Raw genomic sequence first — 25,752 nt, 5'->3', positions numbered from 1 at the left:
CCTCCTAGTTAGTCTTCCGCAATCCAACTACGCAGTAACTTTGCAAAATCGTCTGGCTTTTCTTTTGCCATTTTTTCAAGCTGCTTACGACGCATTGTAGCTTCCGTTTCAATTTCTTCATTTATATCTTCAATCATAAGTTCTTCTTGTTCTTCTAGGATGCTAAACTCTTCTTCTTCCTTCGCACGTTTACGTGAACGGATAATGAAGAATGCTAGCAATAAAATTACAGCTAGTAATATTCCGCCGATTACCCAAACCCACCATGGGATCACAGATTTTTCGCTAACTTCATCTACTGCTTTACCATTTAAAGGTTGTACTGAAACAGCTACTTTTTCATCAATTTGCTCTTGAGTAAGCTCTGCAGTTACATCTTTAGAAATCGTCGTACGAACAATAGTACTTAAGATTTTTTGGATATCCTCTTGAACCCCATTTGGTAATGATGCTGCATCGGTTGCTGTCGGTGGTTCAACAATTACTTGAATACCAATATCTTGAATTTTATATGGTGCCTCTTGGATATCTTTGCGTATACGGTTTACGTCATTATTAATTGTTTCTTCGGTACGCTCGTAATCTCCGTTACCCGTTGCACCTTCGTTATAAGTTGTAAAGTTATCTGTCGTCGTTTCAGCTTCAGGTGTTCCAGTAGCCGCAGCTCCTGTACCAGAATATTGCTCGCTAATACGTTGGGCGCTAATGGCAATACCTGCCATATTCTCTTCATCGACCGGCGTAACTAGGTTTTCTTCTCGATTTTCCTTTTTGAAATCAATGTCTGTTGTCACAGAAACTATTACTTTGTCTTGTCCCATAAGCGTACCAAGCATAGTTTGCACTTGACGTTGTAAATCACGCTCAATCAATTTCTTTGCTTGTAACTGGCCTTCAGCTGTCGTTGTTGAAGTCCCATCAGCAGTGGTAGCAGCATTCAAATCAAAGTACTCAGAGAATTGGTTAGATATAACAATGTTATCTGTTTTTAAATTCGGAACACTTTTTGCTACTAAGTTGTACATAGTGGCAATTTGTTGCTCGGTAAATTTATAGCCAGGGTCTGTATTCAAAACAATAGATGCTGTCGCTTCTTCTTTTGTATCTTTCAAGAAAACTCCTTCTTCAGGAACATTAATCATTACTTTTGCATCTTTTACACCTTCTAGATTTTTAATGAGCTTAGCAATTTCTGTTTCAGTTGCTGCCTTTTTCAATAGGTTAAACTCATTATCCGTCATACCAAATCCAGAGCTGTTCGCAAATGAGTAATCAATCGTTCCTGTTTGCGGATATCCTTCCGATGCTAATTGGACTAACAATGCATCTACTTGTTCCTCAGGCACTAAAATTGATGTCCCCCCTGGCGCGATTTCATATTTTACACTTTGGGAGTCCAACGCTTCCTTTACTTGGCCGATTTCTCTTGTCGATAAATCTTTATAAAGTGGTACATATGTAGTTTTTGTAGCAAAAAGTGTAACAACCGTAGCAAGTGCTAGAACAGCTACTACCGAACCAATCATTACAATTTTTTGTTTTTTACTACGACTAGTCCAAAACTGGCTGGTGTCGTTTTTTATTTTCGTCAATCGTTCATTCATTATGAATCCTCCGGTTATAGTGAATAACCTATCCATCTAATAATTCGCGAAAACAGTGATATCCCATAACATTAATCATTATCATCCCCATAACAGGTTGATTTCCGTTCCGACTGGACGCTTTGTTAGGGGGCGTCCAGCCTCACTCTAATCAACTTACATACATGGCATAACTTTTGGTAATGAGCCTTCAATCATTCATTCAAAAAACTCACTTTATGGGATATATCCTTTACTTCAATAGTGACTTTATCACTTGTCCAATAAAGTTAGACACTCATTCGCATTATTTCTTGGTAAGCTTCAATCACCTTATTGCGAACTTCCATTGTTGCATTTAATGTAATACTCGCTTTTTGTGATGCAATCATCACTTCGTGCAACTCTACATCTCCACCAGTAATTAGCTTTTCGGTAAGATTATCAGAAGTAATTTGTTGATCATTAACTTTCGCTATTGCTTCTTTTAAAGAGTTCGCAAAACTTTGTTGTGCTTCATAAGGTGTTGTATTAAGTTTATTTGTTTCTTTTACAACCTGCGTAGGTGTCATTAGTGAAACGGACGAAATTGCCATTATGTATCTTCCTTTCCTCTTATTTATTTACCAATCTCTAAAGCCTTTGTCAGCATAGATTTATTTGCATTGAATACAGTTACGTTTGCTTCGTAGGAACGAGTGGCTGACATTAAATCTACCATTTCTTTTAATGGATCTACATTTGGCATTTTTACATTGCCATCTGCGTCTGCATCTGGATGAGTTGGATCATACACAAGTTTGAAAGGTGTTTCTCTATCTTCTTTTATTTGTGTTACTTTTACGCCGTTGCCAACGCCACTTTTTGCATTTTTCCCAAGTGCGGTATTAAAGAACTTTGAAAACTGTCCCTCTTGAGCTGTTAAAGTTACCGACTTTCGGCGGTATGGTTCCCACTCCCCATTCACTTGTCTAGCACGCGTTGTATCCATGCCTGCCATATTTGAAGAAATGACATCCATTCGTAAACGCTGTGCTGTTAAAGCTGAGGCAGTGGTATTCATTCCATGAAAAATAGACATTTATTACTTACCTCCTTTAATTACAGTATTTAATGTATTTAACTTACCGTTCATACGGTCAATTAATGCATTGTAATAGATTTGATTTTCAGCCATTTTCGCCTGTTCAGCATCCATATCTACACCATTACCATTATTTCGATAACGTAAGCCGTCTATATTATGCACACCAGGTGTAGATTGTCGAATCGTAAAATCATAATGTCTATTATCAGTACGATATGCCGAGATTGATCTTTGTTCTTCTTTCTCCAACATATCTTTAAAACTTACACTTTTCGCCTTGTAATTCGGCGTATCGACATTCCCAATGTTATTGGCGATCGTTTTTTGATTCAAAGTTGCATAGGAAAGTCCGTTTTCCAGGCTACTAATAGTTCCTCCAAATAAATTCAAAACCATTCACCTCATTTTATTTCTTTCTATGTATTTCTTTTTTTATCCAATAATACAATTGTAATTAAGATGATACGTAGTGTCTATTGTCTTTTGTCACTTTTTGATAGTCTTTAGGACCCATTTTTTATCGCATCTAACCAGGACAAAACTGCTGTACCCCTTGATTCGCCTGCTTTCGCGAGGATTCTACATACATCTAGTATTTTTACACTATTTCGGCAGTGTTTACGGGCATAGTATCAGATTATTCCCTATTTTTCACTTTTTTTCACTTTTTCGTATTCGACACGATGTCTAATTTAAGGTTCCTTTTTACTACTTAACAGTATTATATTGAATATTCTGTTAATTAGAGAGAGAATTTTCCACTGTTCTACACACGTAACAAAAGAGGTATTTGCGCCATTTACTTTTATGCTAATAGTAGTGAAATTTCGGTGAAGATATTTGGGGAAAAAGAAACGGAGCTATTCAAATTTTAGTACTCATAATTATCACTAAAATGAATCACTCTTCATCTTTTAGCACTACTTTATTGTTTTATTTACGATGTAACTGCGAAATACCAATGACCTATAAAGCTTCGGCTCCTATCTAACTAGAACAAATGGCTAAAATGCTCATTTACATCAGAGCCTGAAGCAAAAGTAAGCGATCCACCTCTTTTGGCCGAGGGATTAAAGCGTCCTCTAGGATGTAGCGCTTTAGCCTTGGCGTTATTGGGTCCTAAATGAAGATAATAAAGCATCTGGAATGAAATCGTTCCAGATGCCTTGATAGTGTTGAAAATGGTCAAGAAAATCTTTATGAATGTCGTGACTCTTTAAACGAGGGGGTTTCTGTTCCAGGCTACTCGCTTTCGCATAGAAAGCGAAGCGGCAGCTACAAATGTTTTATCTGTGCGAAAGCGTAGCGGCAGCAACAATTGCTTTATCTGCGCGAAAGCGTAGCGGCAGCGGCAAATGTTTTCTGTGCGAAAGCGTAGCGGCAGCTACAATTGCATTATCTGCGCGAAAGCGTAGCGGCAGCTACAATTGCATTATCTGCGCGAAAGCGTAGCGGCAGCTACAATTGCATTATCTGCGCGAAAGCGAAGCGGCAGCTACAACAAATGGTTTCTGTAGCGAAAGCAAAGCGGCAGCTACAATTGCATTATCTGCGCGAAAGCGAAGCGTCAGCGCCAAAGCGCCCAGCCGGAACGGAAATCAACCACACGCTTTGCAAAAGAGCCATACTTTATTCCCTTAATTTCATTGACACAATAGTTTTTCAACAATATAAAAGCATCTGGAACAAAATCGCTCCAGATGCCTCGTAAAGTTCCTTGAAAAGGAACTTATCATTATTTCATTTTAATTTCTGCTAATGCATTTAAGAATTTATCGTTTAGTACTTTAATGTAAGTACCTTTCATACCTAAAGAGCGTGATTCGATTACACCTGCAGATTCTAGTTTACGTAATGCATTTACGATTACTGAACGTGTAATACCTACTCGGTCTGCAATTTTTGAAGCAACAAGTAAGCCTTCATGTCCATCAAGTTCTTCAAAAATATGTTCAATAGCCTCTAACTCACTATATGAAAGAGAATTAATCGCCATTTGTACAACCGCTTTACTACGAGCTTCCTCTTCGATTTCCTCAGATTTCTCACGTAAAATTTCCATACCAACTACTGTTGCACCATACTCAGCTAAAATTAAATCATCATCCTCAAATTGTGCAGATAAACGAGCAAGAATTAATGTACCAAGACGCTCACCACCACCAACAATCGGTACGATCGTTGTTAAAGCACTTTGGAACAAATCTTTGTTTTCAACTGGGAAAGCAGTGTGTTCGTCGTTAATATCCAGATTTGAAGATGTTTCAGAAATTGTAAACAAGCTATGTGTGTATTCTTCTGGGAATTGGCGTTCTTCGAACATCTTTTTCATACGTTCATTTTCAATTTGTTGATGAATTGAAATTCCTAAAAGTTTCCCTTTACGGCTTACAATATAAACATTACTGTCTATAATGTCTCCTAATGTATCCGCCATTTCTTTAAAGTTTACTGGTTTACCAGCAGATGCTTGGAGCATCGAGTTAATTTTACGCGTTTTTTCTAATAAATTCATTATTTGTTCCTCCTATAAATAAACCGAAGAGTATTTACTTAATATTCTAAAGGTTTTTACAACTAAATGATACTATTTTGCCTTATATTACAATATAAACTGTGACAAATCTTTGTTTTTTACTATACCTGCAAGTTTTTGATCTACATATGCAGCTGTGATTGGAATATTTGCAGGCGCAATTTCAGCAGCTTCAAATGATAATTCTTCTAATAAGCGTTCTAAAATTGTGTGCAAACGTCGAGCTCCAATATTATCAGTCTCCTGATTGACCTCAGTTGCAATTTCTGCAATTCGTTCAATTGCATCTTCAGTAAAGTTTATTTCTACGCCTTCAGTTTCTAATAATGCCTTGTATTGCAAAATAAGTGATTGATCTGGCTCTTGCAAAATACGTACAAAATCTTGTTTCGTTAATTTTTCAAGCTCCACTCGAATCGGGAATCGACCTTGCAATTCAGGAATTAAATCTGATGGCTTCGACATATGAAACGCTCCTGCAGCAACGAAAAGCATAAAGTCCGTTTTTACAGCACCGTACTTCGTCGTTACAGTAGAGCCTTCAACGATTGGCAGAATATCACGTTGTACACCTTCACGTGATACATTCGCAGAAGAGTTACCTTCCTTACTAGCAATTTTATCAATTTCATCAATAAATATAATGCCCGACTGTTCAGCTCTTGAAATGGCTTCTTGTGCAACCTCGTCTGCATCTATTAGCTTATTTGCTTCCTCGAAAGTTAAAATACGTCGTGCATCTTTAACTTGCACACGGCGTTTCTTCTGCTTTTTAGGCATTAAACTAGATAGCATATCCTGCATGCCACCATTTGCAGACATATCCATGCCCGTTCCTTGTAACGCATCAAAAATAGATGGATTTTGTTCCGTCACTTCAACTGTAACCCATTCATTTTCTAATTTACCGTTCCGTAAATCAAGAGCGATTTGTGCACGTTTGGAACGCACCTCTGTCTCCTCAGATGAAGTATCGTCATTTGTTTGCTGATCTTTACCACCAAACAACATTTCAAACGGATTTTGCATAGACTGTTTTTTTCGTAAGGAAGGAACCAATAGCTTAACTATTGCTTCGTTGGCTAATTCTTCCGCTTGTTCCTTTACAGACTCCATCATTTCTTCTTTTACAAGACGATGTGAAGCTTCTACTACATCACGTACCATCGACTCAACATCGCGTCCGACATACCCTACTTCTGTAAACTTTGTTGCTTCCACTTTCACAAATGGCGCACTCGTTAACTTCGCAATTCTTCTAGCAATTTCTGTTTTTCCGACACCTGTAGGTCCAATCATTAAAATATTTTTCGGAATTACTTCTGCCTTCATTTCATCACTTAGCAGCGAGCGACGATAACGATTACGTAATGCAATAGCTACAGCTCGCTTTGCCTCGTTTTGTCCAACGATATAACGATCCAAATGCTCAGTAATTTGTCTTGGCGTTAAATTATTTTTTGTCATTAGTTAAGCGCCTCCACGATAATATTATGATTTGTAAATACACAAATCTCGGCAGCAGTTTCTAATGCCGCCTCTGCAATTTCGCGAGCAGACATTGTATCACCCGCATATTTTTTTAGAGCACGACCTGCCGATAATGCATAGTTACCCCCAGAACCAATTGCCAAAACTCCATCATCCGGTTCAATTACTTCTCCCGTACCCGAAACAAGAAGTAGCGTAGTTTTATCCATTACAAGTAGCATAGCCTCTAATTGACGTAGCATTTTATCACCGCGCCATTGCTTGGCAACTTCTACTGCTGCACGTTGTAAGTTACCATTGTATTCATTTAACTTTCCTTCAAACATTTCAAAAAGCGTAAAAGCATCTGCAACCGATCCTGCAAATCCAGCAAGGACCTGCCCATTAAACAGACGTCTGACCTTCCTTGCTGTACCTTTCATCACAACCGCATTCCCTAGGGTCACTTGGCCATCACCAGCCATAGCGCAACTTCCATTATGATGAACTGCAAATATCGTTGTCGCATGAATTTGTCCCATTTGCCTTCCTCCTTAGCTCTATTATGCCCTTGGATGAGCATTCATATATGTTTGACGAAGATGCTCTTTTGTTACATGTGTGTAAACTTGTGTAGAAGATAAATGTGCGTGGCCTAATAACTCCTGTACCGTTCGTAAATCTGCGCCATTATTCAATAAATGTGTGGCAAAAGTATGACGAAGCATATGTGGATATATTTTCGTATGAAGTGAGGCCTTGTCAATCATTTCTGTTAAAATATGACGTACACCTCGCGGAGTAAGTTCCCCACCACGCATGTTGACAAACAATTGCTGATGACTTGTTTTTTTCATCAATCGCGGACGAGCTTGCTCTATGTAATCCTGCATGGCTAAACTCGCAAATTGACCGAATGGAATAATACGTTCTTTTCGCCCTTTCCCCATTACCCTAATAATTGAGTAATGGAAATCTACGTCTTCTACTTGGATGGAGGTAAGCTCACTTACACGAATACCTGTCGCATATAACAGCTCTAATATAGCCGTATTTCTTAATGATTTCAAATCATCGCCAGCATTCGCATCAAATAGCTGCTTCAATTCTTCTTCGTAGAAAAAACTAGGTAAGCGTGATTCTTTTTTTGGATGATATAGTGATCGAAATGCTCCATCATCTAATCCGTACTGTCTATTTAGAAAGCGAAAAAAGGAGCGTATTGAGGAAATTTTTCTTGAAACAGATGACCTTGCTCTTTTTTCATCGTACAACTTTGTTACATAGAGACGTGCATGTATATATTCAACACTAGCTAAATCATCTACGTCCTCCGCCTGTAAAAACGCTAAAAAATCTAGTAGATCTGATTCATATTCTCGCACTGTATGAACAGAGAAGTTCTTTTCAACCTGAATGTAAAGCATGAATTGTTCAAGTGCATCTTGGGACGAAACTAACATGAAAGATTCACCACCAACGAATTATTGATAACCTTCTCAAATTACTGCACATTACCATAATGTGGGGTTGATTTTCATTTCGACTGAGCGCTTTCCTTGGAGCGTCCAATGAGCTGTAAGGAGTCGCCTATCGGAACGAAGATCAACTTAAATACATAGCATACGTTTTTTAACAAATGTCACCCCAACGTTTGGTGATGAACTCATATTACTAGCACTCGCCATTAAAAAGATGTACTAGTCTGTTTATCCACTTTTTTTGGGGTTTCGTTAATGAACATAAACATACATATTGACACTATACCTATCTTCAGCATATAGCAAGTAAAAATGGTTATATTTTGAGAAAATCTCCATACAAAATAATAAAACACGTGTAAATCAGCATTTTGTCTACAAAAAAAGAAAAAGCCTCTAAGAGTATATCAACTTTTAGAGGCTTTTTGCAATTAAATTGTTTGTGAATTCACAAAATTATGAATTGCGTTTATTGCTCGCGTAGCATGCATCTCTGCACGCTCTGGTTTTGAACGACGCCCCGGTGGTAGTTCAGGGAAAATTCCGAAGTTGACATTCATTGGTTGGAAGTTTTTCGATTGTGCTTCTGTTATATAACGCGCCATACTTCCTAACGCCGTTTCGAACGGGAAGATAATCGGTTCTTGTCCTAGTACTAATCGGGCTGCATTAATACCAGCAATTAATCCACTACCAGCGGATTCAACATATCCTTCGACGCCTGTCATTTGACCAGCAAAGAAAATATTTTTTTGCTCGCGAAGCTGATAAGTTTTCTCTAGAACTTTCGGTGAATTAATAAACGTATTTCTATGCATTACTCCATAACGAACGATTTCAACATTCTCTAACCCTGGAATTAGTTGCAATACTTCTTTCTGTGGTCCCCACTTCAGATGTGTTTGGAAGCCAACAATATTGTAAAGAGTTCCCGCTGCATCATCTTGACGTAATTGAACAACAGCATAAGGGCGTTTTCCTGTTTTTGGATCTTCCAAACCTACTGGCTTCATCGGTCCAAATAACATTGTTTTCTCACCGCGAGCAGCCATTACTTCGATAGGCATACATCCTTCAAAGTAAATTTCTTTTTCAAATTCTTTTAATGGCACAACCTCTGCCTCGATTAACGCTTGACGGAAACGATCAAATTCTTCCTTTGTCATAGGACAGTTTAAATAAGCTGCTTCCCCTTTATCGTAACGAGATTTTAAATAAACCTTGTCCATATCAATGCTATCTTTTTCGATAATAGGTGCTGCTGCATCATAGAAATACAGATAATCTAAACCCGTTAAGCCTTGAATTTTTTCAGCTAAAGCTTTCGATGTTAGAGGTCCTGTAGCAATAACAGTAATACCTTCTGGAATTTCAGTGACTTCTTCATGAATGACTTCCACAAGTGGATGATTTTTCACTGCTTCAGTCACATATCCTGCAAATTCATGACGATCTACCGCCAAAGCACCACCTGCCGGTACTGAACACGCATCTGCCGCTTTCATAATAACAGAATCTAAAGTGCGCATTTCTTCTTTAATCACACCGACGGCATTTGTTAATCCATTTGCACGTAGTGAGTTCGAACAAACAAGCTCCGCAAATTTATCAGTATGGTGAGCTGGTGTTTGCTTTACTGGGCGCATTTCATAAAGTTTAACTTTCACACCACGTTTGGCGATTTGCCAAGCCGCTTCACTGCCAGCAAGACCTGCGCCTATTACATTTACTACTTGTTCAGTCATGTTCTTACCATCTTTCTATCATTGAGTAGGTGCTTCTTCATAGTCGCATTTCGTACACTGAATTTGCACACCTTTTTTTATTTTTTTCTCTACTAATAATGCACTACATTTCGGACATGGTCTACTAATTGGCTTGTCCCATGAGACAAATTCACATTCAGGATACTGATTACAGCCATAGAATAAACGCTTTGTTTTACTTTTACGCTCTACTATCTCGCCTGTATCGCAAGAAGGGCATTTTACACCAATCGGCTTCATGATCGCTTTCGTATTGCGGCAATCTGGGAAGTTTGAGCAAGCCATAAATTTCCCATATCGTCCAAGCTTATAGACCATCGGAGATCCACATAGCTCACAATCCTCACCAGCCGGTTCATCTTTAATTACAACCTTTTCCATAGCCTCATCCGCGTGTTTTACATGGACCTCAAAGTCCTTATAAAACTCGTGTACAACTTTTTTCCATTGACGGCCACCTTCTTCAATATCATCTAAATCTTGTTCCATTTGTGCTGTGAATTCGATATTTATGATATCAGGGAAAAATTCTAGTACGAGTTGGTGTACGATTTCACCCAGCTCTGTTGGCATAAATCGTTTTGCATCTAACACGACATAGCCTCTGCGCTGAATTGTATCGAGGGTCGGTGCATACGTGGATGGGCGCCCTATACCTAGCTCTTCCATTGTTTTCACAAGACGCGCCTCGGAATAACGTGGTGGTGGCTGTGTAAAATGTTGCTTAGGCTCGATTTCAAGGGATTTTACCTGATCGCCAACTGCCATCTCTGGTAGAAGCTTTGTTGTTTCTTCCGTTTGATCATCGGTACCCTCAATATATAGCTTCATAAAGCCTGCAAATTTAACTTGCGAGCCGTTTGCACGGAATAAAACATCACCATTTTGCAGATCTACAGCAACAGTATCAAGTACTGCTGGTGCCATCTGACTTGCGATAAAGCGCTCCCATATTAAACGATATAAACGCAATTGATCACGACTCAGTACCGCTTTTAATTCCTCTGGAGTTCGCATCGTGCTAGTTGGACGAATGGCCTCGTGGGCATCTTGTGCATTTGATGCTTTTTTAGTCTGCTTCGTCTCCGTGGAGATGTATTCTTTTCCGTATTTAGATTCAATGTATGCGATTGCCTCTGTTTTTGCTGTATCAGAAATACGCGTTGAATCAGTACGCATATAAGTGATCAAACCGACTGTACCCTCTTTTTTACCAATATCAATACCTTCATATAATTGTTGAGCAAGCATCATCGTTTTCTTAGCACGGAAATTTAATTTACGTGCAGCCTCTTGCTGTAAAGAAGATGTTGTAAACGCAGGTGCTGCATTTCGTTTACGCTCTTTTTTAGATACATTTACAACATCAAAGTTTGTACCTTTAACATTTTTTAATATAGATTTTACTTGGTCTTCATTTGTTAATTTAATTTTATCTTTACCATTGCCATAGTAAAGCGCATCGAACGTTTTTTTGCCTTTTTCAAAGGAGCCTTCAATTGTCCAATATTCTTCTGGCTGGAAGTTTTTGATTTCATTTTCACGATCAATAATCATGCGCAGTGCTACAGATTGTACCCGACCTGCTGATAATCCCTTTTTAACTTTCTTCCACAAAATTGGGCTAATGTTATAACCAACAAGTCTATCTAATATACGCCTTGTTTGCTGTGCATCTACTAAATCCATGTTAATAGGACGTGGATTTTTAAAGGATTCTACTATCGCATCTTTTGTAATTTCATTAAAAACGACACGACAATCTGAATGAATATCAATATTTAACGCAGTCGCAAGGTGCCAAGCAATCGCTTCTCCCTCGCGGTCTGGATCGGCCGCTAGATAGACTTTCTTCACTTTTTTAGCCGCAGACTTTAAGTCCTGTAAAACAGGTCCTTTACCGCGAATAGTAATATATTTAGGTTCGTAATTATCTTCAGTATTAACGCCCATTTGGCTACGTGGTAGGTCACGAACATGCCCGATTGACGCTTTCACTTTGTATTTCTTCCCTAAATAACGTTCAATTGTTTTTGCTTTTGCTGGTGATTCTACAATCACTAAATAATCCGCCATCTATGTCTCCCCCTTAGCGAGGTCTATTGCTAATTTTTTTAAGTTACCTGTTGCAAAATGTATAACAGATTTTAAGATAATGCAACTTTTTTTCAATATTTGTTAGAAAAGAGAGCAAGTGTTTCAACGATATCGTGACCATTGCACACTGGAATAGCCCCTTCTAATAGTAATTTATTTGTGCCTTTTGATTGCTCTGCATTAATTGGTCCTGGTACAACAAATACTTCTTTACCTTGCTCTAATGCGTATTCTGTAGTAATTAGCGTCCCACTTCTTAATGCAGCTTCTGTGACAACTAACGCTTTAGATAGTCCACTAATTATTCTATTACGCATTGGAAAATGCCATTTCTCAGGCTTCATATATGGAGGATACTCTGTAATAAGTAACTGATGCTCCGCCATATGGTCAGCGAGACCCTGGTTTTCCTTTGGATAAATATAATTAAAACCGTGACCAAGCACTGCAATCGTGGAACCACCAAATTTTATAGTTGTCTCATGAGCTATTGTATCCGCCCCTCTTGCAAGCCCGCTCACAACAGTATATCCATGTTCAACAAGAGGTGGAACAATTAGATCCATCGCAATCTTTGTGTAAGCTGTAGCCTTTCGAGAACCTATAATGGCTACTTGTTTTTCTTTCGTTAATAGAGAATACTGACCTTTCACATACAATACAGTAGGTGGACTGGATATTTCAAATAATTGCGCCGGGTAAAAGGGATGATGAAAAGGGATGGGGAAAATATGAGCCCGTTCATAGGCATCTTCAAACGACAATGTCATACTTTGTCGAAAACTCCGAGAAATTTGCAAGGCTTTTTGCGATGATATTTGCAGTGCTTTTGCAATCTCATTGGGAGGCGCTTCTTCAAAATAACTTAATATATCCACCGGGGACAATAATTGTTGAAGTTTTTGAAGTGGTAATGGGTATACATAATGTAATGCTAGTAATCTCTGTGTATCGACTGAAAAAATCATTTAAAAACCTCCTTTTAATAGAAGAAATTAAATGACCGCATGTTTAATTTTCACCACAACATAAATGTGACACAGCTTTGGTTAAGGGAAGGTCCTTTTAAACTGAGTAAGTAGGAAGTTAGAAATTGTATCGTTTAAACACAATTTCATTAGAACCATGTTAAGCAGTGTCTAAATAAGGAAAAAGAAAAGATGTAGCCACAATGTGCTACATCTTCCATTTTAATGGGTTTTACACTTTTCGTATAGCCCTTTTTCTTTAATTACTTTAATAAGCGTTTCACCAATGACAGATGGCGTTTCCGCTACTTCAATACCAGCAGCATTCATTGCCTTAATTTTTTCTGCCGCTGTTCCTTTACCACCAGAAATAATAGCGCCAGCATGACCCATACGTTTACCTGGAGGCGCTGTTTGTCCACCGATAAAGCCAACGACAGGTTTCGTCATATTCGCTTTAATCCACTCAGCGGCTTCTTCTTCAGCTGTACCCCCAATTTCCCCAATCATCACAACTGCATATGTTTCAGGGTCATTGTTAAATGCTTCTAAAACATCAATAAAGTTTGTACCATTTACAGGGTCTCCACCGATACCTACAGCTGTAGTTTGACCAATACCAGCTTGTGTTAATTGATGTACCGCTTCATATGTTAACGTACCAGAACGGGAAACAACTCCTACATGCCCTTTCGTATGGATATAGCCAGGCATAATACCAATCTTACATTCATCTGCCGTAATAACACCTGGGCAGTTTGGACCTACTAGGCGTGTCTTTTTACCTTCCATATAACGTTTAACCTTAACCATATCAAGGACAGGAATATGCTCAGTAATACAGATTGTTAATTCTAATTCAGCATCAACAGCCTCTAAAATAGCATCTGCCGCAAATGGCGCAGGTACATAAATAACTGAAGTTGTCGCACCTGTTGCAGCTACCGCTTCTGCTACAGTATTGAACACAGGGACTCCCTCGATTTCAAGACCACCCTTACCTGGTGTTACACCTGCTACAATTTTAGTACCATACTCAAGCATTTGCTTCGTATGGAAAAGCGCTGTTTCGCCCGTAATCCCTTGTACAATTACCTTCGTATCTTTATTAATAAATACAGCCATTGTTCTCCCCGCCTTCCTTAGCCTACTAGTCCCACAATTTTTTGTGCACCGTCAGCCATTGAATCCGCTGCAACGATGTTCAAACCAGATGCATTTAAAATTTCTTTTCCAAGTTCTACATTTGTACCTTCTAAACGTACAACTAACGGCACAGCTAAGCCAATTTCTTTGGCAGCCGTTACAACACCCTCAGCGATAATGTTACATTTCATAATTCCGCCAAAAATGTTAACGAAAATGCCTTTTACATGTGGATCGGAAAGGATAATTTTGAAAGCTTCTGTTACTTTTTCAGCCGTTGCACCGCCACCTACATCTAGGAAGTTAGCGGGGCTTCCGCCATAATAGCTAATTGTGTCCATTGTAGCCATAGCAAGACCAGCTCCATTCACCATACAGCCAATGTTGCCATCTAATGAAATATAGCTTAAATCGTATTTTGATGCTTCAATTTCCTTTGCATCCTCTTCATCAAAATCACGTAATTCGACAATATCTTTATGACGATATAACGCATTCGCATCGAAATTAAATTTAGCATCTAATGCTACAACTTCGCCTTGTCCAGTTACAACAAGTGGATTAATTTCTACAATCGAAGCATCTTTGTCGATAAACGCTTGATACAAGCCTAACATTAATTTAACAGCTTTCCCCACAAGGTTTGCTGGAATATTCATATTAAACGCCATACGACGTGCCTGGAAGCTTGTTAACCCAACTACTGGATCTACAACTTCTTTGAAGATTTTTTCTGGATGCGCTTCCGCTACTTCTTCAATATCCATGCCGCCCTCTTCAGATCCCATTATTGTTACACGGGATGTTGCGCGGTCTAATACTAAACTTAAATAGTACTCTTTTTGAATATCAGAACCCTCTTCAATATATAAGCGTTTTACTTCTTTTCCTTCAGGACCTGTTTGATGAGTCACTAAAATCTTCCCTAATAATTCCTTTGCGTAAGTACGCACTTCGTCAAGGTTTTTAGCGATTTTTACACCACCTGCTTTACCGCGTCCACCTGCATGAATTTGCGCCTTGACTACTGTCACATTAGAGCCAAGTTCCTTCGCTACTTTCACTGCTTCATCAGGGGAAAAAGCAACTTTTCCATTTGGTACAGCTACACCATACTTTCTAAGAATCTCTTTCCCTTGATATTCATGGATATTCATAATACATCCTCCCATCAAACATTTGCATAAAATTGTTTTACTAACATAATCTATTCTAACTAAAGATTCTGATAAAGTCTACACTTTGTCTTTTGTTCGTTTTTTATCTTTTAATATTACGCATTCTTCTACTTTGTGTACTAAAACAGATTTTTGCGAAAATTAGAATTGTCTATCTTTTCTATATTTTTGCGCATGTTGTTGATCTAACCGATAAATAAATGCAAAAACCTCAGCGACAGCTTGGTACAATTCTTCAGGTATCGACTCATTTAAATCTAATTGTCCAAGTAATTGAACAAGGTTAGTATCCTCATAAATCGGCACATTATACTCATTTGCACGCGTTAAAATATTTTCTGCTATTTTTCCTTTTCCTTTCGCTACCACCGTTGGACTATCAAAGCGCCCCAGTTTATACGTGAGAGCGATCGCCTCTTTTCGAGTAAATTTTTCTTCACTCATACGCGGAAATCCACCTTACTATGTTCCTCCTGCTGTCCTACTACAGAGGTAGTTTTTTCAGGTTGGGCTTTTTCAAATTGTTTAATAAAAACACCTGAAAGTTGGTACTCTTTTTCAGCTAGGCCTATTTTTAAAGCTGCTTTTAGTGGTTCTGCAAGTGGAACAATATCATTATTTTCATTAAATACCGTCACAGTAACGACACGATTTTGAACCTGCATATCAATAACGGTCTCTTTCATTGATTCCATTTGTAAATAAAATAATATACGTGCATAATTGGCATCAATTTTACCATCATCCTTCATGCGTCCATTCCACTGTAATGTTGCATCCATTTTCTTGCCGAAGAAGTCTAATGGTACTTGCATAATAAGCTGATGCTGATGACCATTCTCACCTGATGCTAGCTGCATACCGTTCATACGTGCCATTAACATTTCTGCTGCTTCCTTCAGCTGTGGAGTAGTATGTGTCTCCTGCAATAATGTATGAAGCTGAGGTTTTAATTGATGTGCAATCTCCTGTAAATCAGCTGATTTATTACTAAGTGTCGCCTCATAGCTAAGTCCTAGATTTTTTAATACCGTTTTAAGTGCATGTTCCATTGCTTTACTATCCATAGAATTTTGCACATGGGCATCTGCTTGTGTAACAATCTGCTGAATCATTGATTGCGAGGATTCAACACTATTTTTCATAAGATTTCGCATGAATGCGTCGTTTTGTAGTGGCGTAGTTGCTTCATGCTTTAAAAGTGATAATAAATGGTCTTTCACTGAAAGAGCATTGGCGTCTTGTGTAAATAAACGCTCCGAAGAATTTTCAGCAAACGCTTTTATTAGTTGTTCTTGCATCTGTTTTGCAAAAATCTCTAGCGTTTGTTTATTTGCTGGAAGCTGATTTAATCTATCGATAAGTTGATTAATTTGCTGCTTTTGTTCATTCGTTAACAAGCTTTGATTCGCTGTCCATAATTTAAGTTGGTCGACAAGCTGAGTTGTTTTGTCAGGTTGTGCCGTTAGAATCGTTTGAATAACTTGTCCAGCTTGTTGAAGCTGATTTGGCTGAACAGACTTTAGATCGCTGAGACTTGACCAGTTTTGCAAGGTTGCCTGCTGAGGTAATATTCCCGCCTCCTTTAACATATTCATAGCTTGAATCTTATCACTCATAGAAGCCGCGTTATTCGTTAATATTTGTATGGACTTAGCAAGCACTAAACTACCTGTTTCTACCTCAAAAGGCTTTGCAATTGCCTGCACCTGTTGCAGTAGATTTTGCTTAAGGTTTTCCAGTAAAGCTGTATCTTTAGCTAAAAGCTGCGTAAAGTTTTCCATTACCGAAATCATACCAGTAGTTTTTTGCCCACTAATAAGAGCTTGGAAAACGTCATTTGTCATTGGCATTTTAAGCTCCACCATTTTTTGAATAGCTTGTAAGGCATCTAGTTTAGTAATGCCCTCTGGTAATGCTTTTATCCATATTTCTGCCTGCATCAGCTGCTCCTTAGAAATCGGTAGCTGTGCTTTCATAAAATGGGATAGAAGCTGTTGCATTTCAGCTGACTTAGGTAAATTCATCGATTCAAGTAACTGATTGATTTGTTGACTTTGGGAAGCTGTTTGCCCCATAGGACCCGTAACAACTTTTAGTTCAGTTTGCGGGTTTATACCCGTTACTTGAAAGAAATGGGCATCTCCTGCTTTTAGTGGAACTTCGAGTTTAGCAATAAATTTCTGTTGGCCAACTTGTATCTCAGCCATTTGATCTGGATATAATTGTTTAATCGTACCATGAAATACTTGCCCTTGTTTTAAAGCAAGTGGCTGATTAGCTGAGGTTACAGCAGCTTGTTGCATTTGAATCGGATTAAAAGATGTGGCTGTCATATATGTACTCCTTTCATCAATTACTCCTTGGTGTAATTGGCTTCTATTTTTATTTGGCTCAGTATCATAGCGTAGGGTTGTTTTCCGCTCCGACTGGGTGCTTTGTTGCTGACGCTTCGCTTTCGCACAGAGCAAAGCTTTCTGGGGGCGTCCTGTCTCCGTTCCAATCAACTTATCCATACGATATACGTTATAGTAAATATTCTTCCTAACTTTTGGTGGCTATTATGTTTTCAAAATACCTTAAAGCATTGACTTTATTGGCTCAAACGATTTACGATGATGGATGGTTGGACCGAAATCTTCAAGTGCTTTTAAATGTTGCTTTGTACCATATCCTGCATGCTGAGCAAAACCATACATAGGAAATTCTTTGTCCAATTGATCCATATAATCATCTCGTGCCGTTTTTGCTAATATCGATGCAGCTGCAATAGCTAAGCTTTTTGCATCCCCTTTAATTATTGAATCCTGTGGAATAGAGATTGGCAGTGTCATAGCATCAACTAGCACATAATTAGGCTTAATAGATAACGATTCTACACTCGTCTTCATCGATTGCTTTGTAGCTTCGTAAATATTTAATTCATCAATTTGTTGTGCTGCTTGGAAATGGATAAAATAACTTACTGCATGTTCTTTTATTAAAGTAGCATAGGCATTGCGTTTATCCTTTGATAATTGCTTTGAATCATTTAATCCGACTAGAGCCTCGCAGTTTGCTGGTAAAATAACAGCAGCTGTTACTACTGGTCCTGCTAATGGTCCTCGCCCTGCTTCATCTACACCCGCAATTAAAGCACTTATTCCACCGTAGCTTTGATCGAAATCGACTTTTTCTTGATGTTCTTGTAGTAACTGTTGTTTTTTATCTTGACGCTTTTTCCAGCTTAACCAAGCCTTTTGCACACCGGCACGTTCGTCAGTCTCTACTCCCGTCATCCAATCCTGCCATTCCTCCGCTTCTTTTAACGCTACTGTAATCTCTTTAATCGTTTTCATCTATTTACTCCCTTTTTTGGTTCTACATCAACAGTTCAAAACTATTTTGAGCTGACTGTTATCGAGTATTCTACTAACATCAGTCATGTTTTCACTAGAAGGTAGTGGATTCTCTAAAAATACGGATCATCACCATAACGTGTGGTTGATTTTCGTTCAGGCTGGGCGCTTTTCTCGGGGCGTCCGATGAACCGCAAGGAGTCGCCCTGCCAGAACGAAGGTCAAACTAATATATAGCATACGTTTTAACAAATGACATCCACAACTTTTAGTGAAAAACCCAAAATATGTATTCGTTTTTTCTATATCAAAAAATAATATAATTTCTTTTTCTCGCTCTATATCCTATATCGGCAAAAAGAAGTATTCCTAAAAGAAAAACTGTCACGCTCACGATTTATGACGTGAGTATGACAGTTTTCTTTATTGCTGTTCTGTTTCTTTTTCAAGTTGTTCGTCAACAAAATCAAATGTTAGTTTGCCTAATTGTAACCCACGAATATCTCGAACGATTAATTGAGCTACTTGATCATAATCGATTTCTCCTCCAGGACCGTAAACACGACGAAGTTTACCGATATGGTCGAAAGTCTCAACTAAATCTTCATGTACAAACTGGAAGCCATAGCGTTCTTCCATTCGTGCTGGATAATGAATGGATAAAAAGCGTAGACCATATACCGCTAAATCCTCCATATTCGTTATCGTATCCTTTATAGCACCTGTTAAGGCTAATTTATAGCCTACTTCTTGATCTTCAAACTTCGGCCATAAAATACCTGGTGTATCGAGTAATTCAAGCTCCTTACCAACCTTTATCCATTGCTGTGCCTTAGTTACCCCTGGCGTATTCCCTGTTTTTGCGATATTTTTCTTCGCTAAGCGATTAATAAGCGTCGATTTCCCTACGTTCGGAATCCCAACAATCATTGCGCGAATGGCCCTTGGCTTCATCCCACGTGATTTCATGCGTTCAAATTTTTCTTTCAAAATTTCTTGAGCAGCCTTAGTCACTTGCTGTAATCCTTTACCTTCAAGAGAATTGATTGCTACGGCCTTATGACCACGTTGTGCAAAATACTCTACCCACTTACGTGTTTCATGCTCATCTGCCATATCTGATTTATTTAAGATAAGGAGACGCGGTTTTTGATTAATCACTTCGTCTATCATCGGATTTCGGGAAGATAGAGGTAAACGTGCATCTATTAATTCAAATATAATATCAACGAGCTTTAATTTTTCTGTTACTTCTCTGCGGGCCTTTGCCATATGCCCTGGAAACCATTGTATAGTCATATCTATACCTCCTAAACTAAAAGAAAAAGGGAGTTTTAACTTCTTTCAGCAGGTGTCCAAAAGCCTGCTGAAAAAAGTTAAAGCCTCCGGCGGATGTCATGGAATCGGAAAGGAGTTCTTTGTGCAAGCACAAAGCCGTTCCAGACGAATTATGCCAAGGCATAATTGATCTCTCCCTTTCAAGAATTACTTTACAATTTTAATATCACTAAACGGCCAGAAAATCAGACTTGTATTACCAATAATCTCTTTCTGATCGACGACTCCAATAATACGACTGTCCTTACTGTATCGACGATTATCTCCCATAACGAAAACACAGCCTTCTGGAATTACATTATCTTTTAGGTTTACATCAATGTCTTTTAACGTAAAATCCTCTGTTAAAGTACCTTCTGTAATTTTCGATTTGTAGTCATCTAAATAAGGCTCGTCTATCGGCTCACCGTTAATGTATAATTGATCATTTTTATATTCCAATGTCTCTCCTGGTAGCCCAATAACACGTTTAATATAGTTTTTCTGCTCCGGAGCATGGAATACAACTATATCAAAGCGTTTTGGTTCACCTATTTTATAACCAATCTTATTCACAATCATACGGTCGCCATTTTCAAGGGTTGGCATCATGGATTGGCCATCTACTGCAATGGGTGTAAATAAAAAGTAACGAATAATTGCTGCAATCGCAAATGCAATTAGAAGTGCCTTTGTCCATTCCCATAGTTCATTCTTTTCTTTCACTTGTTTTTCCATCGAGATTTGCCCCCTTGTCTATCCTCATTTTAGATGATAGTTATTTAAGTTGACAAGCAAAAAGAAAAGGGGCTTGTTGCACAAGCCCCTCACTTTTAAGTCATAATTATCGAATTTCTTTAATACGAGCAGCTTTACCACGTAGGTTACGTAGGTAGTAAAGTTTAGCACGACGTACTTTACCACGACGTACAACTTCTAAGTTAGCGATTTTTGGTGTGTGTACAGGGAATGTACGTTCAACACCTACACCATAAGAAATTTTACGAACTGTGAAAGTTTCGCTAATACCGCCACCACGACGTTTAATTACTACACCTTCGTATACTTGGACACGTTCACGTGTACCCTCTACTACTTTCACGTGTACCTTAACAGTATCACCAGGACGGAAAGATGGTAGATCAGTGCGAAGCTGAGCTTTAGTAATTTCTGTAATAATGTTTGACATTGTTTTCTCTCCTTAGACAGATGCTCTTGCACGCAATCTATGCCACAGCGGAACACCGTAATTCAGTACTTCACATAGAAGTACAGAATAGATGTTACCATAAATATAGATAGCAATCAAGCATCTTTATTGTTGTTTTTAAGTTTTTCTACATACAATTTTTGCTTATCTGTTAATGGATAATTCTCGAGTAAATCAGGACGACGCTCGAATGTTCTTTTCAGAGATTCTTCCGCACGCCATTGCTCAATTTTTGCATGATTGCCCGATAGTAAAACATCAGGTACTTTCATTCCGCGGAATTCAGCAGGTCGTGTATAATGTGGGTGCTCTAGAAGACCTGTAGAGAACGAATCTTGTATGTGGGAATCCTCTTGTCCTAAAACTCCCGGCAGAAGTCGTACAACGCTATCTATAACCGTCATAGCACCTAGCTCTCCACCAGTTAATACGAAGTCTCCAATTGAAATCTCGTCTGTGACAAGATGCTGACGAATGCGTTCATCATAGCCTTCGTAATGACCACATAAAAATACTAGTTCTTGTTCTTGCGCTAGCTCTTCTGCCTTTTTTTGAGTAAAGCGCTCACCTTGCGGACACATCAAAATGATACGAGGATTTTTCCCTGCCGTAATGGCCTCGACAGCGCTAAACATCGGCTCTGGTTTTAATACCATTCCCGCACCGCCGCCATACGGATAATCATCTACTTGATTATGCTTGTTACCCGAAAATCCACGTATATCAGTTACTTCTAGCTTTACAGCACCTTTTTCCTGCGCTTTCTTTAATATTGACGCACCAAAAACGCCTGTAAACATATCAGGAAATAAACTTAACACATGAATATTCATCATAGCAGACCTTCCATTACGTGTATCACAATTTTCTTCTCAGCAACATCAATTTCCTTGACGATGTCTTCGATATACGGGATGTAATGCTCTTTCTTAGCGCCCTTAACTACCCACACATCATTTGCCCCCGTTTGAAGAATGTCAGTCACTGCTCCAATTGTTTCGCCTTCTTCAGATACAACTGTACAGCCAATGATTTCATGGAAGAAAAATTCATTTTCCTCTAATAAATCATCTGTCATTTGATCTTTCGTAATTTTGAGCATTCCTTCTTTGAATGGCTCAACAAGGTTGATGTTATTCATTCCTTCAAAAGTTAATAAAATAAAGTTTTTATGACGACGCATGGATTCAATTGTTACCCATGTTGGCTTTTTATCGTCTTTTTTAAACGCCGCAAGCTTATTTCCTACTGTGAAGCGCTCATCTTCAAAGTCTGTTGTTGATAACACACGCACCTCACCGCGAATACCGTGTGTATTGACAATACGACCTACATTAAACCATTCCATTCAAATCTCACCTCGTATCAATTTCGCCTTGACGTAATTGTTACAGATAAACAATGCGTCCCGATTTTGAATGTACTAGCACAAATCAAAATCCATGACATCCGTCAGAGGCTCTAGACCAACGTATGTTTTTCACCTTACCACCTTCAAAGATGGGTGTATTCTGTAACTGCCGTTTCACTTTCATTACAAAACATTTTTTTGCGACCGCTTCATTTTCGCACAGATCACAATTGCTAAACATGCCTATCCCCGTCAAGCTACTAGCTAGCCAGAACAAAAGTAACCTTCTCTCACTTTCACCTAAAGTAGCAGATTAACTATTGGCGGACGATGTTGTAGCTAAGAAGTTGACCAGCCTTCCTTAATGTCATTATGTTCAATTACCTCTCAATGTAATTACGATAATGAAAAAAGGAAGGAACCGGCAAGCTCCTTCCTTCTTAGTCCAGATTTTACGCTTCACCTCAAAGCCACTTCGAATTCCTAAGCGCATGTAAACATACCTATCAGGACTCTCCAGTGCTTGTTGCATGTAAAAGAGCGTGAAAATCTTTTCTATCAATCCAATATATCGACGTAGGTCTTTTTTTGATGGTGACTACCCGCCGCTGAATAAACAATTGTACGAATCGCTTTCGCTACTCGCCCTTGTTTGCCTATGACTTTCCCTCGATCCTCTGGATGAACAAAAAGTTTATAAACAATTCGATTTGCATTTTCATCCGTCTCTATACGAACTTCTTCTGGATAATCGACTAACGGTAAAACGATTGCTTCAATCAGCTGCTTCAAAAATGTCGCCCCCGATTATTTACTGAATTTTTGGTTATGGAATTTTTCCATGATACCTTGTTCTGAGAACAAGTTACGTACTGTATCTGATGGTTTTGCACCGTCAGATAACCATTTAAGAGCTTTCTCTTCATCAATGTTTACAGTAGCTGGTTGAGTAAGTGGGTTGTAAGTACCAACTGTTTCAATTGAACGACCGTCACGTGGTGAACGAGCGTCTGCAACTACGATACGATAGAAAGGAGATTTTTTAGCTCCCATACGTTTTAAGCGAATTTTAACTGCCATTTTAATAGCACCTCCGAATAAGTTTCACACAAGATAGTATATTATCAATGTTTAGGTTGTTTGTAAAGTGTTTTTTCTTAACACCTATAAAAATTATTATTTAAACAATGAATCAAAGCCCGGCATTTTCATCTTTTTCTTCCCTTTACCACTCGCCATGCCTGTCATTTGCTTCATCATTTTCTTCATTTCGTCAAACTGCTTTAATAGGCGATTTACCTCTTGAATCGAAGTCCCAGAACCCTTCGCTATACGCTTTTTACGGCTGCCATTAATAATTTCTGGATTCGTCTTTTCGGCAGTTGTCATCGAATAAATAATCGCTTCTACGTGGCCCATTTGCTTATCATCAACTTTAACATTGTCTAAGCCTTTGATTTTGTTTGCGCCTGGTAGCATTTTCAGAATTTCATCTAGAGGACCCATTTTCTTCACTTGCTGCAATTGCTCAACAAAATCATCTAAAGTAAAGGTTTGAGTTTTAAATTTTTCCTCTAACTCTTTGGCCTTCGCTTCGTCAACATTTGCCTGTGCTTTTTCAATAAGCGATAGAACGTCACCCATTCCTAATATACGAGACGCCATACGCTCTGGATGGAAAGGTTCGAGTGCATCCATTTTTTCGCCCATCCCGACAAATTTAATCGGCTTCTGTGTTACTGAACGAATTGATAATGCCGCACCACCACGTGTATCACCATCAAGCTTTGTTAAAACAACCCCAGTAATGCCGATTGCCTCATTAAAGCTGTCTGCTACGTTTACAGCATCCTGACCCGTCATAGCATCCACGACAAGGAATACTTCATCTGGTTCTTTTAATGCACGAATATCTTTTAATTCTTGCATTAAATCTTCATCGATGTGCAAGCGACCAGCAGTATCGATAATCACGACATCATGATGCTCTTCTTTTGCCAATTCAATTGCCTGACGTGCTATTTCTACTGGAGATACATCAGTTCCTAATGCAAAAACAGGTAGTGATAACTGCTTTCCTAATGTTTGTAATTGCTGAACAGCTGCTGGGCGATACACGTCTGCTGCAACTAGTAGTGGCTTACGATTATATTTTTTTCGTAACACATTTGCCAGTTTCCCTGTAGTTGTCGTTTTACCCGCACCTTGTAAGCCGACCATCATAATAACAGTCGGTGGCTTAGTATTAAATTTGATTGGGCTTTGCTCGCCACCCATTAATTCTGTTAATTCGTCTTGTACGATTTTAATAACTTGCTGACCTGGTGTTAAGCTTTGCATAACATCCACACCGACAGCACGTTCACTGACCTTTTTAACGAATTCTTTGACTACTTTTAAGTTAACATCCGCCTCGATTAAAGCAAATCGGACTTCTCGCATCATTTCTTTAACGTCTTGTTCCGATACTTTACCTTTGCCTTTAATCTTTTGGATCGTTCCTTGGAGTCGTTCCGCTAATCCTTCAAAAGCCATTGCTTTCGCCTCCTAATCCCATTCTTTCAACTGTTCTATAAGCGTCAACTGCTCTTCAACCGTCATACTTTGTTCTGTAATCCCCGTTGTTAGCTGCGCAAGCATTTGTGTACGTTGTTGAAATTTTTCCAATAAAGATAGTTTTTCTTCATATTCTTCAAGCATCGCTTCTGTTCGACGAATATTATCATAAACAGCTTGGCGTGAAACTCCATACGATTCAGCGATCTCTCCAAGCGAGTGATCATCTAAATAATATAGCTCCATATAACTCCGTTGCTTATCTGTTAATAATGCTTGATAAAAGTCGAAGAGAAAGTTCATGCGTGTTGTTTTTTCAAGTAGCATCGAATGTTTCTCCTCCCGTTATTAGTCATTTGTATCATAACGAAAAGCGCCCGTCTGTGTCAAGGTAATCTCCTTGTCTAAAAGCTTTAATTAACTGCTTTTTAGGTGTTTTTCACCTAAAGCTAGTATTTCCCTTTTAAACAATGCGATTCCCCTGCACAGACGAGCGCAATTACAAATTTACTTACTTAAATGTTAATCCTCGGACCATCACCAAAGCGTGTGGTTGATTTCCGTTCCGACTGGGCGCTTTGTTGTTGCTGACGCTTCGCTTTCGCACAGAGCAAAGCTTCTTGGGGGCGTCCGATAAGCCGCTTCTTTAACAAAAGTGATCCACAACT

The 25,752-nt window shown here is 38.7% G+C and carries 30 protein-coding genes; 2 read left to right on the top strand and 28 right to left on the bottom strand.

The features are described from left to right. Positions 1-8: 8 nt before the first annotated feature. The 4 genes from fliF to flgB all read right to left on the bottom strand — a co-directional run bounded on the left by fliF (position 9) and on the right by flgB (position 3,060). The gene (fliF, locus tag QUF91_RS06485) at positions 9-1,604 is read right to left on the bottom strand and encodes a flagellar basal-body MS-ring/collar protein FliF (RefSeq protein ID WP_289417191.1); all 1,596 of its coding nucleotides are present in this window, start codon (positions 1,602-1,604) and stop codon (positions 9-11) included. A gap of 269 nt (positions 1,605-1,873) precedes the next feature. Continuing rightward, positions 1,874-2,179, bottom strand: coding sequence for a flagellar hook-basal body complex protein FliE (gene fliE / locus QUF91_RS06480; protein WP_285394686.1), 306 nt, complete (start codon positions 2,177-2,179; stop codon positions 1,874-1,876). A gap of 23 nt (positions 2,180-2,202) precedes the next feature. Next, the gene (gene flgC, locus QUF91_RS06475) at positions 2,203-2,664 is read right to left on the bottom strand and encodes a flagellar basal body rod protein FlgC (protein ID WP_285394687.1); all 462 of its coding nucleotides are present in this window, start codon (positions 2,662-2,664) and stop codon (positions 2,203-2,205) included. Positions 2,665-2,667: 3 nt separating this feature from the next. Then, positions 2,668-3,060, bottom strand: coding sequence for a flagellar basal body rod protein FlgB (gene flgB, locus QUF91_RS06470; RefSeq protein ID WP_285394688.1), 393 nt, complete (start codon positions 3,058-3,060; stop codon positions 2,668-2,670). An 891-nt stretch (positions 3,061-3,951) separates the two neighbouring features. On the opposite strand from flgB, the gene QUF91_RS06465 reads away from it, so the two are divergent. Together QUF91_RS06465 and QUF91_RS06460 are read left to right on the top strand one after the other, a co-directional pair. Beyond that, complete coding sequence (locus QUF91_RS06465) at positions 3,952-4,122, top strand: hypothetical protein (protein WP_289417190.1); 171 nt, start codon at positions 3,952-3,954, stop codon at positions 4,120-4,122. Continuing rightward, entirely contained in the window at positions 4,061-4,381 is a 321-nt protein-coding gene (locus tag QUF91_RS06460; RefSeq protein WP_289417189.1) for a hypothetical protein, read from the top strand. Before QUF91_RS06465 ends, QUF91_RS06460 begins: the two co-directional genes overlap by 62 nt. A 24-nt stretch (positions 4,382-4,405) precedes the next feature. On the opposite strand, the gene codY is transcribed toward QUF91_RS06460, so the two are convergent. The 24 genes from codY to QUF91_RS06340 form a co-directional block, all read right to left on the bottom strand. Beyond that, positions 4,406-5,185 (bottom strand): GTP-sensing pleiotropic transcriptional regulator CodY, encoded by a 780-nt coding sequence (gene codY / locus QUF91_RS06455; RefSeq protein WP_285397444.1) that lies wholly within the window; start codon positions 5,183-5,185, stop codon positions 4,406-4,408. Positions 5,186-5,272: 87 nt separating this feature from the next. Further along, a complete protein-coding gene (hslU, locus tag QUF91_RS06450; RefSeq protein WP_285397443.1) occupies positions 5,273-6,673 on the bottom strand; it encodes an ATP-dependent protease ATPase subunit HslU in 1,401 nt (466 codons plus the stop codon). Continuing rightward, a complete protein-coding gene (gene hslV, locus QUF91_RS06445) occupies positions 6,673-7,218 on the bottom strand; it encodes an ATP-dependent protease subunit HslV (protein ID WP_285397442.1) in 546 nt (181 codons plus the stop codon). The genes hslU and hslV overlap by 1 nt, the downstream gene beginning before the upstream one ends. Before the next feature lie 21 nt (positions 7,219-7,239). Next, positions 7,240-8,139 carry a tyrosine recombinase XerC gene (gene xerC, locus QUF91_RS06440; protein WP_285397441.1) on the bottom strand — a complete coding sequence of 300 codons (900 nt, stop codon included), beginning with the start codon at positions 8,137-8,139 and terminating at the stop codon, positions 7,240-7,242. A gap of 449 nt (positions 8,140-8,588) precedes the next feature. Continuing rightward, positions 8,589-9,902 (bottom strand): FADH(2)-oxidizing methylenetetrahydrofolate--tRNA-(uracil(54)-C(5))-methyltransferase TrmFO, encoded by a 1,314-nt coding sequence (trmFO, locus tag QUF91_RS06435; RefSeq protein ID WP_289417188.1) that lies wholly within the window; start codon positions 9,900-9,902, stop codon positions 8,589-8,591. A gap of 18 nt (positions 9,903-9,920) precedes the next feature. Then, a complete protein-coding gene (gene topA / locus QUF91_RS06430) occupies positions 9,921-11,999 on the bottom strand; it encodes a type I DNA topoisomerase (RefSeq protein WP_285397439.1) in 2,079 nt (692 codons plus the stop codon). Between the two features lie 92 nt (positions 12,000-12,091). Continuing rightward, positions 12,092-12,988 carry a DNA-processing protein DprA gene (gene dprA / locus QUF91_RS06425; RefSeq protein WP_285397438.1) on the bottom strand — a complete coding sequence of 299 codons (897 nt, stop codon included), beginning with the start codon at positions 12,986-12,988 and terminating at the stop codon, positions 12,092-12,094. A 222-nt stretch (positions 12,989-13,210) separates the two neighbouring features. Next, complete coding sequence (sucD, locus tag QUF91_RS06420; RefSeq protein WP_054610302.1) at positions 13,211-14,113, bottom strand: succinate--CoA ligase subunit alpha; 903 nt, start codon at positions 14,111-14,113, stop codon at positions 13,211-13,213. Positions 14,114-14,130: 17 nt separating this feature from the next. Beyond that, positions 14,131-15,291 (bottom strand): ADP-forming succinate--CoA ligase subunit beta, encoded by a 1,161-nt coding sequence (sucC, locus tag QUF91_RS06415; protein ID WP_285397437.1) that lies wholly within the window; start codon positions 15,289-15,291, stop codon positions 14,131-14,133. A gap of 162 nt (positions 15,292-15,453) precedes the next feature. Further along, entirely contained in the window at positions 15,454-15,756 is a 303-nt protein-coding gene (locus tag QUF91_RS06410) for an EscU/YscU/HrcU family type III secretion system export apparatus switch protein (protein ID WP_289417187.1), read from the bottom strand. Continuing rightward, positions 15,753-17,828, bottom strand: coding sequence for a hypothetical protein (locus QUF91_RS06405; RefSeq protein WP_289417186.1), 2,076 nt, complete (start codon positions 17,826-17,828; stop codon positions 15,753-15,755). The genes QUF91_RS06410 and QUF91_RS06405 overlap by 4 nt, the downstream gene beginning before the upstream one ends. Positions 17,829-17,891: 63 nt before the next feature. Beyond that, the gene (locus QUF91_RS06400) at positions 17,892-18,650 is read right to left on the bottom strand and encodes a ribonuclease HII (RefSeq protein ID WP_285397434.1); all 759 of its coding nucleotides are present in this window, start codon (positions 18,648-18,650) and stop codon (positions 17,892-17,894) included. 423 nt (positions 18,651-19,073) lie between these two features. After that, on the bottom strand, positions 19,074-19,949 hold the full coding sequence (gene ylqF / locus QUF91_RS06395; protein WP_285397433.1) for a ribosome biogenesis GTPase YlqF: 876 nt from the start codon (positions 19,947-19,949) through the stop codon (positions 19,074-19,076). A 16-nt stretch (positions 19,950-19,965) separates the two neighbouring features. Further along, positions 19,966-20,112 carry a hypothetical protein gene (locus QUF91_RS06390; protein ID WP_285397432.1) on the bottom strand — a complete coding sequence of 49 codons (147 nt, stop codon included), beginning with the start codon at positions 20,110-20,112 and terminating at the stop codon, positions 19,966-19,968. A gap of 23 nt (positions 20,113-20,135) precedes the next feature. Continuing rightward, positions 20,136-20,705, bottom strand: coding sequence for a signal peptidase I (gene lepB, locus QUF91_RS06385; protein WP_285397431.1), 570 nt, complete (start codon positions 20,703-20,705; stop codon positions 20,136-20,138). 106 nt (positions 20,706-20,811) lie between these two features. Then, positions 20,812-21,156 carry a 50S ribosomal protein L19 gene (gene rplS, locus QUF91_RS06380; RefSeq protein WP_079560440.1) on the bottom strand — a complete coding sequence of 115 codons (345 nt, stop codon included), beginning with the start codon at positions 21,154-21,156 and terminating at the stop codon, positions 20,812-20,814. A 116-nt stretch (positions 21,157-21,272) separates the two neighbouring features. Further along, positions 21,273-22,010, bottom strand: coding sequence for a tRNA (guanosine(37)-N1)-methyltransferase TrmD (gene trmD, locus QUF91_RS06375; protein WP_285397446.1), 738 nt, complete (start codon positions 22,008-22,010; stop codon positions 21,273-21,275). Then, entirely contained in the window at positions 22,010-22,525 is a 516-nt protein-coding gene (gene rimM / locus QUF91_RS06370; RefSeq protein ID WP_289417185.1) for a ribosome maturation factor RimM, read from the bottom strand. Before rimM ends, trmD begins: the two co-directional genes overlap by 1 nt. Before the next feature lie 85 nt (positions 22,526-22,610). Next, a complete protein-coding gene (locus QUF91_RS06365; RefSeq protein ID WP_289417184.1) occupies positions 22,611-22,805 on the bottom strand; it encodes a hypothetical protein in 195 nt (64 codons plus the stop codon). Positions 22,806-23,086: 281 nt separating this feature from the next. Next, complete coding sequence (locus tag QUF91_RS06360) at positions 23,087-23,320, bottom strand: KH domain-containing protein (protein ID WP_004269410.1); 234 nt, start codon at positions 23,318-23,320, stop codon at positions 23,087-23,089. Positions 23,321-23,335: 15 nt separating this feature from the next. Next, the gene (gene rpsP, locus QUF91_RS06355; RefSeq protein WP_285397429.1) at positions 23,336-23,608 is read right to left on the bottom strand and encodes a 30S ribosomal protein S16; all 273 of its coding nucleotides are present in this window, start codon (positions 23,606-23,608) and stop codon (positions 23,336-23,338) included. A gap of 96 nt (positions 23,609-23,704) precedes the next feature. Continuing rightward, a complete protein-coding gene (ffh, locus tag QUF91_RS06350; protein WP_285397428.1) occupies positions 23,705-25,063 on the bottom strand; it encodes a signal recognition particle protein in 1,359 nt (452 codons plus the stop codon). A 12-nt stretch (positions 25,064-25,075) separates the two neighbouring features. Continuing rightward, positions 25,076-25,411 carry a putative DNA-binding protein gene (locus QUF91_RS06345; RefSeq protein ID WP_285397427.1) on the bottom strand — a complete coding sequence of 112 codons (336 nt, stop codon included), beginning with the start codon at positions 25,409-25,411 and terminating at the stop codon, positions 25,076-25,078. A 188-nt stretch (positions 25,412-25,599) separates the two neighbouring features. After that, positions 25,600-25,737 (bottom strand): hypothetical protein, encoded by a 138-nt coding sequence (locus QUF91_RS06340; RefSeq protein ID WP_285397426.1) that lies wholly within the window; start codon positions 25,735-25,737, stop codon positions 25,600-25,602. Positions 25,738-25,752 lie beyond the last annotated feature (15 nt).

It is taken from the genome of Lysinibacillus sp. G4S2, from assembly GCF_030348505.1.
Lineage (GTDB): Bacteria > Bacillota > Bacilli > Bacillales_A > Planococcaceae > Lysinibacillus.
Note: the sequence above shows the minus strand (reverse complement) of the source record. Positions and strands in the feature narration are given on the sequence as shown.